Genomic DNA, 12,151 nt, shown 5'->3' on the forward strand with positions numbered 1-12,151 from the left:
TCAGAGCCTGCGGATCCGGGCCAGCCACGCCGGCTCGTCCACCCGGGCTCCGACTTGCTCGCCCAGCGCCTCCGCATGAGCAGCGCCGACCACGCCGCGGTACGTCGTGGTGGCCAGGGCCTCCAGTTCCCAGCCCTCGGCGAAGGCCCGGCGGATCACCTCGGCGCTGACCTGCGGCCCGAATCCACGGCCCGCGTCCGACAGTGCCAGAACATGCACCGTCGCACCGGGACGGGCCACTCGGTGCAGGCTGGCCACATAGCGAGGCCGGTCGGCGTCGTCGAAGACGTGGAACAGCGCGCTGTCGACGATGGTGTCGTAACGCGGGCCCGGCGACTCGCCGAGGCGGGTCGCGTCGGCGACGGCGAAATGCGCGTCGACACCCCGCTGCGCGGCGTTCTCACGGGCCTGGGCGACGGCATGTTCGGAGAAGTCGATGCCGAGCACGTCATAGCCGAGCCGGGTCAGCAGCATGGTGTGCTCGCCGGCGCCACAGCCGACGTCGAGCACCTTGCCGCCCAGGCGGCCCGTGCGTTCCAACTCGACGATGGCCGGTTGCGGTTCGCCGATGACCCACGGCGCGGAACGGGACTCGTAGGCTTCGTCGAACAGCGAATGTGCGGGCGTGGAGTTCATGATTCGAGTCTGAAACCTGAATGGCCATTTAGGTCAAGCCCTAACCGAGGAGCCGATGATGTCCCCTGCCGAAGTCTCAGTCGTCGACGACGTCGCACACCGACTGTTCGCTGCGATCGAGCGCGGCGACAAGGCGGGCGTGGCCCAACTGTGGGCCGACGACGTCGCGGTATGGCACGCCGGCGATCCGAAGGACAACGACCGGACCCGCGCGCTGAAGGTCATCGACTGGTTCATCAACGCCACCCGAGAGCGCCACTACGAGGTGCTGGACCGGCAGTTCTTCGACGGCGGCTTCGTCCAGCAACATGTCCTGCACGCCGGTACCCGTGACGGCACATTGATCGCACTGCGGGTGTGCATCGTGATCAGAGTGGGTACCGACGGTCTGATCCATCGCATCGACGAGTATTTCGATCCGAAGGACATCGCGCCGCTGTTCACCTGAACGTCCACCTGAACCGAACCGACGAAATGGAGGTGTCATGGCCACGACCAGCGACATCCTGACCGCGAGCGCCGGAAACTGGACGCTGAACCCGGACCGGTCCACGGTGACGTTCCGGAACAAGACGCTGTGGGGCCTGGCAACGGTCACCGGGAGGTTCACCGAGTTCACCGGTGAAGGATCCGCCGGCACCGGGGTGAACGGCCAGGTGGTGATCGCAGCGGCATCGGTCCGCACCGGGATCGGTAAGCGGGACAACCATCTGCGGTCGGCCGATTTCTTCGACGTCGAGACTCATCCCGACATCACCGTGCAGGTGACAGGTTTGGAGCCGTCCGACGACAGCGTGCGGTTGACGACGGTCCTGACGGTTCGCGGAGTGTCGAAGCCCGTCGAATTACCGGTCGACGCGGAGGTACTCGACGACGGCGCGCTGCGACTGTCGGGCCGGTGTGAGGTTCAGCGAGACGACTTCGGCGTGTCGGGAGACCTGCTCGGGATGGTCGGTCCGACGACGGTCCTGTCGGGTGAACTTGTGTTCACCCGAGTCTGATGCCCCGCAACAGAATTCGCTGAGTTGTCCGGTCCACGGCACCCTGAGCAGTAGCATCGGCGTCATGGCCGGCCCCGCGCCGCTGCACATCCTGGTGTACAGCGACAACCCGCGCACCCGCGAACAGGTACGTCTCGCACTGGGCAAACGCGTGCATCCGGAACTGCCCGAACTGGAATACGTGGAGATCGCCACCGCACCGATGGTGGTCTCGCGGATGGACGCCGGGGGTATCGACCTGGCCATCCTCGACGGTGAAGCCACCCCCGCCGGGGGCATGGGGGTGGCCAAACAGCTCAAGGACGAGGTCGCGAAGTGCCCGCCGATCCTGGTGCTCACCGGGCGGCCCGACGATGCCTGGCTGGCTAGCTGGTCACAGGCCGAGGCGGCGGTGCCACACCCGATCGACCCGATCCGGTTGGGCGACGCGGTGGTGTCGCTGTTGCGCACCCCGGTCCAGTAGCTTCTTCGCGAATTGCCCTGCTGCCGTTGATTGTTCGCGGCATGGCTGTGGCCGCAGCGACACGCTGCCCCGATATGAAACGATACTAACCAAAATGTGTGGCGCAGGCCGCAAACCTCGCTAGGCTGTGGGTTAGCTCACATCGACAGCCCAGCGAGGGAGCGATAAGTGGCATGAATTTATATACGCCCATCCTGGTTCTCGGAGCGATCGCGGCCGCGTTCGCCGTAGGTTCCGTGGGGATCGCGCTCGTGATCGGCCCGCGCCGTTACAACCGGTCCAAACTCGAGGCCTACGAATGCGGGATCGAGCCGATGCAGCCCGGGGCCGCCGGCGTGACCGGCCAGCGCATGCCGATCCGGTACTACCTGACCGCGATGTTGTTCATCGTGTTCGACATCGAGATCGTCTTCCTCTATCCGTGGGCCGTGGCGTTCGACAGTCTCGGTCTGTTCGCGCTGGTGGAGATGCTGCTGTTCATGCTCACGGTGTTCGTGGCATACGCCTATGTCTGGCGGCGAGGGGGCCTGAATTGGGACTAGAGGAACGTCTGCCAGGTGGAATCCTGCTGTCGACGGTCGAGGCAGTCGCAGGCTACGTGCGTAAAGGGTCGTTGTGGCCCGCCACGTTCGGCCTGGCCTGCTGCGCCATCGAGATGATGTCGACCGCCGGACCACGTTTCGACATCGCCCGGTTCGGCATGGAGCGCTTCTCGGCGACGCCGCGACAGGCCGATCTGATGATCGTGGCGGGCCGGGTGAGCCAGAAGATGGCGCCGGTGCTGCGACAGATCTACGACCAGATGGCCGAGCCGAAATGGGTGCTGGCCATGGGGGTTTGCGCCTCCTCGGGCGGGATGTTCAACAACTATGCGGTGGTCCAGGGCGTCGATCACGTGGTTCCCGTGGACATCTACCTGCCCGGCTGCCCGCCACGACCGGAGATGCTGCTGCACGCAATCCTGAAGCTGCACGACAAGATTCAGCAGATGCCGCTCGGGGTGAACCGCGAGGAGGCCATCCGGGAAGCCGAACAGGCCGCACTGGCCGTCACACCCACCATCGAACTCAAAGGCCTGCTGCGGTGAGCACGGTCAACGGAAGCGGCGAGAGCATCGACGCGGGCACCGGTCAGGGGCCCGAGGTGATCGGGACGCGCCGCGGCATGTTCGGCGCCACGGGCACGGGCGACACGTCCGGATACGGCCGGTTGGTGCGTTCGGTGGCATTGCCGGGCGGCTCCCCCCGGCCCTACGGCGGGTATTTCGACGAGGTGATCGACCGGCTCGCCGACCTCCTCGGCGAGGAGCGCTATGCGGTCTCGATCGAGCGCGTGGTGGTTCATCGAGATGAGCTGACCCTGGAGGTAAGCCGGGTCCAACTACCCGCCGTGGCCAGCGTCCTTCGCGACGATCCCCAATTGCGGTTCGAGCTGTGCCTCGGGGTGAGCGGGGTCCACTACCCCGACGACACCGACCGCGAACTCCATGCGGTCTACCCGCTGATGTCGATCACCCACAACCGCCGGATCCGGCTGGAAGTCGCGGCGCCCGACGGAGATCCGCACATACCGTCGCTGTTCTCGGTATATCCCACCACCGACTGGCACGAGCGCGAGACCTACGACTTCTTCGGCATCGTGTTCGACGGGCATCCGGCGTTGACCCGGATCGAGATGCCCGACGACTGGATCGGCCATCCCCAGCGCAAGGACTATCCGCTGGGCGGGATTCCGGTCGAGTACCACGGCGCGCAGATTCCGCCGCCCGATCAGCGGAGGTCCTACAACTGATGAGCACCGAATCCCCCGTCGTGGTGGTCGGCGGACAGGACTGGGACGACGTGGTGGCCGCGGCCCGCGAGCACGCCGGCGAACGCATCGTGGTCAACATGGGTCCCCAGCATCCGTCGACCCACGGGGTGCTTCGGTTGATCCTGGAGATCGAGGGCGAGATCATCACCGAAGCCCGTTGCGGCATCGGCTATCTGCACACCGGCATCGAGAAGAACCTGGAATACCGCAACTGGACCCAGGGCGTCACCTTCGTCACCCGGATGGACTACCTCTCGCCGTTCTTCAACGAGACGGCGTACTGCCTGGGTGTGGAGAAGCTGCTCGGCATCACCGACGACATCCCGCCACGGGCCAGCGTCGTGCGGGTGATGCTCATGGAGCTCAACCGGATCTCCTCACATCTGGTGGCGCTGGCCACCGGCGGTATGGAGTTGGGTGCGATGTCGGCCATGTTCTATGGGTTCCGGGAACGCGAAGAGATCCTGCGGGTCTTCGAGTCGATCACCGGCCTGCGCATGAACCACGCCTACATCCGGCCGGGCGGGCTGGCGGCCGACCTGCCCGACGACGCGGTCAGCCAGGTCCGGGCACTGGTCGATCTGCTGCCGAACCGCTTGCAGGACTTGGAGGATCTGCTCAACGAGAACTACATCTGGAAGGCGCGCACCGTCGGTGTCGGGTATCTCGATCTGACCGGGTGCATCGCGCTCGGGATCACCGGTCCGGTGTTGCGTTCCACCGGACTCCCCCACGATCTGCGTCGTGCACAACCGTATTGCGGATACGAGGACTACGAATTCGACGTCATCACCGATGACCGCTGCGACTCCTACGGCCGGTACATCATCCGGGTCAAGGAGATGCGGGAGTCGTTGAAGATCGTCGAGCAGTGCCTGGAGAAGCTGGGGAAAATCGGCCCCGGTCCTGTGATGATCACCGACAAGAAGCTCGCCTGGCCGGCCGATCTCAAGGTCGGCCCGGACGGACTGGGCAACTCCCCCGAGCACATCGCCAAGATCATGGGCCACTCCATGGAGGGGCTGATCCACCACTTCAAGCTCGTCACCGAGGGCATCCGGGTACCGGCCGGGCAGGTGTACGTCGCGGTGGAGTCCCCGCGGGGGGAGCTCGGGGTGCACATGGTGTCCGACGGCGGCACCCGGCCCTACCGCGTGCACTACCGCGACCCCTCGTTCACGAATCTGCAAGCGGTGGCGGCGATGTGCGAAGGCGGCATGGTGGCCGATGCCATTGCGGCGGTGGCGTCGATCGATCCGGTCATGGGAGGTGTGGATAGGTGACTGAAGTGTTCCTGGAGCTGGGGCAACGCCCCGATGAAGCGGGCCCGCCGATCAACGGGCCCGCGGCATATCCGGAGGAGGTGACAGCCCGGCTCACTGCCGACGCCGAGCAGATCATCGCCCGTTACCCCGACGCCCGCTCGGCGCTGCTGCCGCTGCTGCACCTGGTGCAGGCGCAGGACGGATGCCTCACCCCCGCCGGAATCGGTTTCTGCGCCGGGCTGTTGGGACTGACCGATGCCGAGGTCACCGCGGTGGCCACGTTCTATTCGATGTACCGGCGCACCCCTACCGGCGAATATCTCGTCGGCGTGTGCACCAACACGTTGTGCGCGATCATGGGCGGCGACGCCATCCTGGATGCACTGCAGGATCATCTGGACATCCACGCCGGGGATACGACTGCAGACGGCCGGGTCACCCTCGAGCACATCGAGTGCAACGCGGCGTGCGACTACGCCCCGGTGCTGATGGTGAACTGGGAGTTCTATGACAACCAGACTCCGTCGTCGGCACGAGATCTGGTGGACGGCCTACGCGGCGGGACACCCCCGGCACCGACCCGCGGGGCACCGCTGTGCACCTTCCGGGAAACGGCTCGCACCTTGGCCGGCCTGACCAATCCGCATGTCCCGGGCGGCGCCCCCGGGACGGCCACCCTGGCCGGCCTGCGCGAGGCCCGGAAACGCGGAATGTCCACTCCTGAGGCAGGTCCTATCACATGACCGCACTGACCCCGGTACTCAGCCGATTCTGGGACGAACCAGAACCGTGGACGTTGGACACCTACCGCCGCCACGACGGTTACCGCGGGCTGGAGCGGGCCCTGGCGATGGGGCCGGACGACGTGATCGCGCTGGTCAAGGATTCCGGGCTGCGTGGACGCGGCGGCGCCGGTTTCCCGACCGGGACCAAGTGGTCGTTCATCCCGCAGGGTGAAGACGGGGCGGGCGCCAAGCCGCACTACCTCGTGGTCAACGCCGACGAGTCGGAACCCGGTACCTGCAAGGATATTCCGCTGCTGTTGACCACTCCGCACTTCCTGGTCGAGGGTGTCATCATCGCGGCCTATGCGATCCGGGCTCGCCACGCGTTCATCTACGTACGCGGCGAGGTGGTGCCCGTGCTGCGGCGTCTGCAGGCCGCCGTCGACGAAGCCTATGCGGCCGGATATCTCGGAAACAACATCCTGGGCTCGGGCGTCGACCTGGAACTGACCGTGCATGCCGGTGCGGGCGCCTACATCTGCGGCGAGGAGACCGCACTGCTGGATTCCCTGGAGGGCCGGCGCGGCCAACCACGGTTGCGCCCACCGTTTCCCGCCGTCGCCGGCCTCTACGCATGCCCGACCGTCGTCAACAATGTCGAGTCCATCGCCAGCGTCCCGCCCATCCTCGTCAACGGTGTGGATTGGTTCCGGTCGATGGGATCGGAGAAATCCCCTGGCTTCACGTTGTATTCGCTGTCGGGTCACGTCAACCGGCCCGGCCAGTACGAAGCGCCGCTCGGGATCACGCTGCGCGAACTGCTCGATTACGCCGGCGGGATCCGGTCTGGCCATTCTCTGAAGTTCTGGACTCCGGGCGGCTCGTCGACACCGCTGCTGACGGCCGAACACATCGACGTGGCACTGGATTACGAGGGCATGGCCTCCGTCGGATCCATGCTCGGCACCAAGGCACTGCAGATCTTCGACGAGACCACCTGTGTGGTGCGGGCCGTGCGGCGGTGGACGCAGTTCTACGCCCACGAATCATGCGGGAAGTGCACACCGTGCCGCGAGGGCACCTACTGGCTGGCCCAGATCTATGCCCGGCTGGAAACCGGGGCGGGTAGCCAGGCCGACATCGACAAGCTGCTCGACATCGCCGACGGCATCTTCGGAAAGTCTTTCTGCGCATTGGGAGACGGTGCGGCCAGCCCGATCATCTCCTCGATCCAGCATTTCCGTGACGAGTACGTGGCGCACCTGGACGGTGGCTGCCCGTTCGATCCGCACGCCTCGACGTTGATGGCGACCGAAGGGGCGGGTGCGTAGATGACTCTCACCGCAGGAAAGGGGGCCGCAAATGACATTGGCTGAGCCGACCAAGGACACCCCGCCGGTGGAGATGGTGTCGCTCACCATCGACGGTGAACAGATCAGTGTCCCCAAGGGCACGTTGGTGATCCGCGCCGCCGAACTGATGGGCGTCCAGATCCCCCGGTTCTGCGATCACCCGCTGCTCGATCCGGTCGGGGCGTGCCGGCAGTGCCTCGTCGAGGTCGAGGGTCAGCGCAAACCGATGGCCTCGTGTACCACCACGGTCAGCCCGGACATGGTGGTGCACACCCAGTACAGCTCCGAAGCGGCCGACAAGGCACAGCGTGGCGTGATGGAGCTGCTGCTGATCAACCATCCGCTGGACTGCCCGATCTGCGACAAGGGCGGCGAATGTCCGCTACAGAACCAGGCGATGTCCAACGGGCGCCCGGAAACCCGGTTCGAGGACGTCAAACGGACCTACCCGAAGCCCATCAACATCTCCGCGCAGGTACTGCTGGACCGTGAACGGTGCGTGCTGTGCGCGCGCTGCACCCGGTTCTCCGCACAGATCGCCGGAGACCCGTTCATCGAGCTGCTGGAACGCGGTGCGCTGCAACAGGTCGGCATCGCCCCGGGCGAACCGTTCCAGTCGTACTTCTCCGGCAACACCGTGCAGATCTGCCCGGTCGGCGCCCTCACCGGAACGGCGTACCGGTTCCGGGCCCGGCCGTTCGACCTCGTCTCCAGCCCCAGTGTCTGTGAGCACTGCGCGTCGGGTTGCGCCCAGCGCACCGACCATCGACGCGGGAAGGTACTGCGCCGCTTGGCCGGCGACGATCCCGAGGTCAACGAGGAATGGAACTGCGACAAGGGCCGATGGGCCTTCAGCTACGCGACCGTCGGCGACCGGATCACCACGCCGTTGATCCGTGAGGACGGTGTATTGCGGCCGGCTTCGTGGTCGGAGGCGCTGACGGTGGCGGGGGCCGAACTGCTGGCCGCAGGCACGAACACCGGGGTACTGGTGGGCGGGCGCACCACGGTGCAGGATGCCTATGCATACTCGAAGTTCGCCCGAATGGTGCTGGGCACCAACGACATCGACTTCCGTGCCCGGCCGCACTCCGCCGAGGAGGCAGATTTCCTCGCGGCACGTATCGCCGGACAACCCATGACGCTGCGCTACGCCGAACTGGAGAAGGCACCGACGGTACTGCTCGCAGGGCTGGAGCCCGAAGAGGAATCCCCGATCGTCTTCCTGCGGCTGCGCAAGGCCGCCCGCAAGAATGGCCAGCAGGTAATCGCGGTGGCACCCTTCGCCAGCCGTGGGCTGACCAAGATGGCGGGCACACTGATTCCGGCGGTTCCGGGGACCGAAGCTGCCGCACTGGATGCGCTGCAGACAGACGAGCGGCTGCGACGCCCCGGTGCGGTGATCCTGGTGGGTGAACGACTGGCCACCTCACCAGGTGCACTGTCGGCTGCCCTTCGACTCGCCTCGGCCACCGGTGCCCGGCTGGCATGGATTCCGCGCCGGGCCGGCGAGCGCGGCGCGCTGGAAGCCGGTGCCCTGCCGAACCTGCTGCCCGGCGGACGCCCCGTCGACGACGCCGAGGCCCGGAATCAGACCGCCGCCGTGTGGAACACGTCCGATCTGCCAGATGGCGCGGGCCGCGACACCGGTGCCATTTTGGCCGCGGCCGCCGACGGAAACCTTTCGGCGCTCATCGTCGGTGGCGTCGAGGTCACCGACCTGCCCGACCCGGCCACGGCGCTGGCCGCACTGCGCGCCACTCCGTTCGTGGTGAGCCTGGAGCTGCGCGAGAGCGAGGTCACCGAACTGGCCGACGTGGTCTTCCCCGTGGCGCCGGTGGTGGAGAAGGGCGGCGCATACCTCAACTGGGAAGGCCGGATTCGCCCGTTCAAGCCGGCACTGCAGACCAACGCGATCCCCGACCTACGGGTGCTGCACTACCTGGCCGACGAGATCGGCGTCGACCTCGGTCTGACCGGGCCCGAAGCCGCCGACAGCGAGCTGGCCCACCTCGGCACCTGGACCGGGCCCCGCGCCGCCGGCCCGTCGTGCGCACCCTCGCCGCCCCCGGCACCGGGCCCCGGGCAGGCAGTGCTGGCCAGCTGGCGTCTGCTACTCGACGCGGGACGCCTTCAGGACGGCGAACCGTACCTGGCCGGCACCGCGGTCAGCCCCGTGGTGCGCCTCTCTCCGGCCACGGCCACCGAACTCGGTGTGACGCCGGGAGATCCGGTGACCGTCAGCACCGATCGCGGCGCTGTCACTCTGCCGCTCTCGATTGCCGAGATGCCCGACCGGGTGGTGTGGGTGCCGACCAATTCCCCGGGGTCGGCGATCCATCGCCAACTCGGGGTGACTGCCGGAGCACTGGTTTCGATCGGGCGGGCCGAGTGATGACCTACCCCGACCCCACTCTGTTCGGTCACGACCCGTGGTGGCTGATCCTGGCCAAGGCGCTCGGGGTGTTCGTCTTCCTGCTCCTCACGGTGCTCTCCGCGATCCTGATCGAACGTAAGGTGCTGGGCCGCATGCAGCTGCGGCCCGGCCCGAACCGGGTCGGTCCCTGGGGCCTGCTGCAGTCATTGGCCGACGGCGTGAAACTCGCTCTCAAGGAGGGTCTCACCCCCGCCGGAATCGACAAGCCCATCTACCTTCTGGCGCCGATCATCTCGGTGATCCCGGCGTTCATGGCGTTCGCGGTGATCCCGATGGGCGGCGAAGTCTCGGTGTTCGGTCACCGCACCGCACTGCAACTGACCGATCTACCCGTGGCGGTGCTCTACATCCTCGCCGTCACCTCCATCGGGGTGTACGGCATCGTCCTGGCCGGCTGGGCGTCCGGATCCACCTACCCCCTGCTGGGTGGCCTACGATCGAGCGCCCAGGTGATCTCGTACGAGATCGCGATGGCCTTGTCGTTCGCCGCGGTGTTCCTCTACGCGGGCACCATGTCCACCTCCGGCATCGTCGCGGCGCAGGACCGCACCTGGTACGTATTCCTGCTGCTGCCCTCGTTCGTGGTGTACGTGACCTCGATGGTGGGCGAAACCAACCGGGCGCCTTTCGATCTGCCTGAGGCCGAGGGAGAACTGGTCGGCGGGTTCCACACCGAGTACTCGTCACTGAAGTTCGCCATGTTCATGCTCGCCGAGTACGTCAACATGACCACGGTCTCCGCCCTGGCCACCACGATGTTCCTCGGCGGCTGGCATGCGCCGTTCCCGTTCAACCTGATCGACGGCGCCAACAGCGGGTGGTGGCCGCTGCTGTGGTTCACCGCCAAGGTGTGGACGTTCATGTTCCTGTACTTCTGGCTGCGGGCCACCCTGCCCCGGTTGCGCTACGACCAGTTCATGGCATTGGGCTGGAAGGTGCTCATCCCCGTGTCCCTGGTCTGGATCATGGTCGTGGCGGTAACCCACAGCCTGCGCGAGCACGGCTACCACAACTGGGCCACCGGCCTGGTGACCACGGCGGTGGTCGTCGTCGCGGTGCTGGCCGTCGCACTGTGGAAGGCGCTGCGGGGCAGAACCGTTCAGCCGATACCGCAGCAGAGCACCGGGGCCTATCCGGTACCGCCGCTGCCGAACGCTGGGAAGGAGGCCGTCGATGCCTAAACTCCTCGACGCCCTGGCCGGATTCGCGGTCACGTTCAGTTCGATGTTCAAAAAGACACTCACTGAGCAGTATCCGGAGAAACCTGGTCCGGTGGCACCGCGCTATCACGGCCGCCATCAGCTCAACCGCTACCCCGACGGCCTGGAGAAGTGCATCGGCTGCGAGTTGTGCGCCTGGGCCTGCCCGGCCGACGCCATCTTCGTCGAAGGCGCCGACAACACCGACGCGGAAAGGTTCTCACCCGGTGAGCGCTACGGCCGGGTGTACCAGATCAACTACCTGCGCTGCATCGGATGCGGGTTGTGCATCGAGGCGTGCCCGACACGCGCCCTGACGATGACCAACCAGTACGAGATGGCCGACGACAACCGCGCGGATCTGATCTGGGGCAAGGACAAGCTGCTGGCCCCGCTTCAACCCGGCATGCAGGTGCCGCCGCATGACATGGCACCGGGCAGCACCGACGACGACTACTACCTCGGCCGGATCAACCCGCTGACCGAGGACGTCCAGTGAGCCCCGACGTCGTGCTACTCGCCGCGCAAGGCATGGCGAGCACGTCGACGTCGGAGGCGATTCTGTTCTGGATCCTCGGGACCGTCGCAGTGCTCGGCGCCATCGGAGTGGTAGCCGCACCGAAAGCGGTGTACTCCGCGGTCTTCCTGGCCTGCACCATGATCTCGCTGGCGGTGCTCTACATCGCCCAGGGCGCCCAGTTTCTCGGGGTGGTCCAGGTGGTGGTCTACACCGGTGCGGTGATGATGCTGTTCCTGTTCGTGATGATGCTCATCGGTGTCGACCTTTCCGAATCCTTCGCGGAAACACTGCGCGGCCAACGTCTTGCGGCCCTCGCCGCCGGTACCGGATTCGGCATCCTGTTGATCGCCGGGATCGGCAATGTATCGGTCGCCGGTTTCGCCGGGCTGGCGCAGGCCAACAGCGGCGGCAATGTGGAGGGGCTCGCGGCGCTGATCTTCACCCGCTACCTGTGGGCGTTCGAATTGACCAGCACACTGCTGATCACGGCGGCGCTGGGCGCGATGGTGCTCGCACACCGGGAACGCGTCGAGCGCCGCAAGACCCAGCGCGAACTGGCCGTCGAACGGTTCCAGGCCGGAGGGCATCCGACCCCGCTGCCCAACCCCGGCGTCTATGCCCGCCACAACGCGGTCGACGTCCCGGCCCGGCTGCCCGACGGCTCCGACGCGGCGTCATCGGTCAGCGCCATTCTGCCGCACCGCACGATGAGTAACTCGGCGAACGGGGAGGGGTGATGCC

Annotated in this window: 14 protein-coding genes; 13 read left to right on the forward strand and 1 reads right to left on the reverse strand. The window is 66.5% G+C overall.

All coding sequences use genetic code 11. From position 1 onward, the window contains the following. Complete coding sequence (locus ACNQVK_RS27160; protein WP_418032006.1) at positions 1 to 636, reverse strand: class I SAM-dependent methyltransferase; 636 nt, start codon at positions 634 to 636, stop codon at positions 1 to 3. 58 nt (positions 637 to 694) lie between these two features. Between ACNQVK_RS27160 and ACNQVK_RS27165 the strand changes: the two genes are divergently transcribed. The 13 genes from ACNQVK_RS27165 (at position 695) to ACNQVK_RS27225 (ending at position 12,147) form a co-directional block, all read left to right on the forward strand. Next, positions 695 to 1,084 carry a nuclear transport factor 2 family protein gene (locus tag ACNQVK_RS27165; RefSeq protein ID WP_418032007.1) on the forward strand — a complete coding sequence of 130 codons (390 nt, stop codon included), beginning with the start codon at positions 695 to 697 and terminating at the stop codon, positions 1,082 to 1,084. Positions 1,085 to 1,121: 37 nt separating this feature from the next. Further along, positions 1,122 to 1,637, forward strand: coding sequence for a YceI family protein (locus tag ACNQVK_RS27170; protein WP_418032008.1), 516 nt, complete (start codon positions 1,122 to 1,124; stop codon positions 1,635 to 1,637). Positions 1,638 to 1,701: 64 nt separating this feature from the next. After that, the gene (locus ACNQVK_RS27175) at positions 1,702 to 2,100 is read left to right on the forward strand and encodes a hypothetical protein (RefSeq protein WP_409542380.1); all 399 of its coding nucleotides are present in this window, start codon (positions 1,702 to 1,704) and stop codon (positions 2,098 to 2,100) included. A gap of 173 nt (positions 2,101 to 2,273) precedes the next feature. Further along, positions 2,274 to 2,642: an NADH-quinone oxidoreductase subunit A gene (locus ACNQVK_RS27180; protein WP_044516957.1), complete on the forward strand. Its 369-nt coding sequence runs from the start codon at positions 2,274 to 2,276 to the stop codon at positions 2,640 to 2,642. Then, complete coding sequence (locus tag ACNQVK_RS27185; RefSeq protein WP_036388633.1) at positions 2,633 to 3,187, forward strand: NuoB/complex I 20 kDa subunit family protein; 555 nt, start codon at positions 2,633 to 2,635, stop codon at positions 3,185 to 3,187. The genes ACNQVK_RS27180 and ACNQVK_RS27185 overlap by 10 nt, the downstream gene beginning before the upstream one ends. Before the next feature lie 26 nt (positions 3,188 to 3,213). Continuing rightward, positions 3,214 to 3,891, forward strand: a complete 678-nt coding sequence (locus ACNQVK_RS27190) for an NADH-quinone oxidoreductase subunit C (RefSeq protein WP_418034362.1) — start codon at positions 3,214 to 3,216, stop codon at positions 3,889 to 3,891. Continuing rightward, positions 3,891 to 5,195 carry an NADH dehydrogenase (quinone) subunit D gene (nuoD, locus tag ACNQVK_RS27195; RefSeq protein ID WP_418032009.1) on the forward strand — a complete coding sequence of 435 codons (1,305 nt, stop codon included), beginning with the start codon at positions 3,891 to 3,893 and terminating at the stop codon, positions 5,193 to 5,195. Before ACNQVK_RS27190 ends, nuoD begins: the two co-directional genes overlap by 1 nt. Further along, complete coding sequence (gene nuoE, locus ACNQVK_RS27200) at positions 5,192 to 5,920, forward strand: NADH-quinone oxidoreductase subunit NuoE (protein ID WP_418032010.1); 729 nt, start codon at positions 5,192 to 5,194, stop codon at positions 5,918 to 5,920. Before nuoD ends, nuoE begins: the two co-directional genes overlap by 4 nt. Then, positions 5,917 to 7,233, forward strand: a complete 1,317-nt coding sequence (gene nuoF / locus ACNQVK_RS27205; RefSeq protein WP_418032011.1) for an NADH-quinone oxidoreductase subunit NuoF — start codon at positions 5,917 to 5,919, stop codon at positions 7,231 to 7,233. Before nuoE ends, nuoF begins: the two co-directional genes overlap by 4 nt. 31 nt (positions 7,234 to 7,264) lie before the next feature. Further along, a complete protein-coding gene (locus ACNQVK_RS27210; protein WP_418032012.1) occupies positions 7,265 to 9,649 on the forward strand; it encodes an NADH-quinone oxidoreductase subunit G in 2,385 nt (794 codons plus the stop codon). Continuing rightward, complete coding sequence (gene nuoH / locus ACNQVK_RS27215; protein ID WP_044516948.1) at positions 9,649 to 10,872, forward strand: NADH-quinone oxidoreductase subunit NuoH; 1,224 nt, start codon at positions 9,649 to 9,651, stop codon at positions 10,870 to 10,872. The genes ACNQVK_RS27210 and nuoH overlap by 1 nt, the downstream gene beginning before the upstream one ends. Beyond that, positions 10,865 to 11,389: an NADH-quinone oxidoreductase subunit NuoI gene (gene nuoI / locus ACNQVK_RS27220; RefSeq protein ID WP_418032013.1), complete on the forward strand. Its 525-nt coding sequence runs from the start codon at positions 10,865 to 10,867 to the stop codon at positions 11,387 to 11,389. The genes nuoH and nuoI overlap by 8 nt, the downstream gene beginning before the upstream one ends. Then, on the forward strand, positions 11,386 to 12,147 hold the full coding sequence (locus tag ACNQVK_RS27225; RefSeq protein ID WP_418032014.1) for an NADH-quinone oxidoreductase subunit J: 762 nt from the start codon (positions 11,386 to 11,388) through the stop codon (positions 12,145 to 12,147). The genes nuoI and ACNQVK_RS27225 overlap by 4 nt, the downstream gene beginning before the upstream one ends. Positions 12,148 to 12,151 lie beyond the last annotated feature (4 nt).

Source organism: Mycobacterium sp. 134 (genome assembly GCF_048282715.1).
GTDB classification, from domain to species: domain Bacteria; phylum Actinomycetota; class Actinomycetes; order Mycobacteriales; family Mycobacteriaceae; genus Mycobacterium; species Mycobacterium septicum.